This is a genomic window from Collinsella sp. AM13-34, assembly GCF_003473055.1.
In the GTDB taxonomy this organism is placed as follows: Bacteria; Actinomycetota; Coriobacteriia; order Coriobacteriales; family Coriobacteriaceae; genus Collinsella.
In genome coordinates this window covers 1-1280 of record NZ_QRLE01000056.1, presented here as the reverse complement: position 1 = coordinate 1280, position 1280 = coordinate 1, and the positions used below count along the sequence as shown (strand labels likewise).

Sequence of the window (1280 nt, the reverse complement as noted above, 5' to 3'; positions counted from 1 at the left end):
CTTCCGGGGTGATTGGCTTATGTGCGGGGGACCGCCCCCCCTACGCCTCCTCGGCCATGAGGCCGACCGCCCACACCCAGCAGGCGAGCTCGCGCGCCGTGGCCACGTTCGCCTTGTTGCCGTGGACCCCGCGCGCGAGCAGCGCCTCCCGCCTCTCGACCAGCCTCCGCACGCCCTTGGCGGCATGCCTCCGGGCGCCCCGGTCCGGGGCCTGGCCCTTGGCGAGGTCCTTCGGCCGCCCGGAGCACGTCAGGTAGTGCCACGCGGCCTCGACCAGCGTCTTTCTCAGGTGCTTGTTGCCGGCCTTGGTGATCGCGCCCCTGCGGTCGCTCTCCCCGCTGGAGTGCTCGGAGGGCGTCAGGCCGACCCACGCGGCGAACGAGCGGGCATTCCTGAACCTCGAGAACTCGCCGGCCTCGAACACGAGGTCGGCGGCGGAAGCGGTGTCGACGCCCTTGAGGCAGCGCAGGGAGTCGACCCTCCTCCTCCACCTGGGCTTGCGGGCCTCGCCCTCGACGAGCCTCTCGAGCCTCGCCTTCTCCTCCGCCGCCCGCCTGACCGCGTCGACGTAGTAGGCGAGCACCTCCTCGTCGGCCCCCTCCGCGAACCTTATCGACTCGATCCAGGACCAGTGGGCCCGGGTCCAGTTGCCCTTCCTGCGGCCGGTGGGCGTCCTCTCGTCGAAGACGAAGCCGTGCCTGAGCAGGAACTTGGAGAGCCGCTGCTTCGAGCGCGAGAGGTCGTCCCTCGCGTCCTCGAGCGCCCTGGTCAGGTCGCGGGCGGCCTCGCACTCGTCGTCGGGGACCCACACCTCGACCACGTTGCCGACCGACAGCATGCGGGCGAGGAACTCGGCGTCGTTGCGGTCGTTCTTCCTGCGCCTGTCCGCGCTGGGCTTGATCATCTTCGAGACGGCGCCGACCACGCAGTCGACCCCCAGGCCGGAGAGCCTCTTCTGCAGGTCGAACCCCGTGACCCCGGACTCGTACACGCACCTGGCCCTGGGGTCCACGGAGCGGACCCACGCCGCGACGGCCCCGGCGTCGTAGCCGAAGGTCGCGCAGCGCACCTCCCCGGTCATGACGTCGAGGGAGACGGCCTTTATCGAGCGGGCGTGGACGTCGAGGCCGACGAAGGTGGTAGTATCGAGCATGGGAGCCCCTTCCATGAATGCGGCGTGGCCGCCACGGCTGGATTAGACACTCACCATTGTCGGCCTAATCCGCGGACTTTCATGCAGCAGGGGCTCTCAATGTTTTTATGTCCTGCTCATATCGTCT

1 protein-coding gene is annotated in these 1280 nt (G+C 69.4%); it reads right to left on the bottom strand.

Features of this window, described 5'->3' with window-relative positions; genetic code table 11:
* Window positions 1–40: 40 nt before the first annotated feature.
* Window positions 41–1153, bottom strand: a complete 1113-nt coding sequence (locus tag DW151_RS10360; protein ID WP_233543402.1) for an IS110 family transposase — start codon at window positions 1151–1153, stop codon at window positions 41–43.
* Between the last annotated feature and the right edge of the window lie 127 nt (window positions 1154–1280).

Bases quoted from the DNA above. Each gene is read 5' to 3' on its own strand.
- DW151_RS10360 (WP_233543402.1), bottom strand. From the start codon at position 1,153: ATGCTCGATACTACCACCTTCGTCGGCCTCGACGTCCACGCCCGCTCG.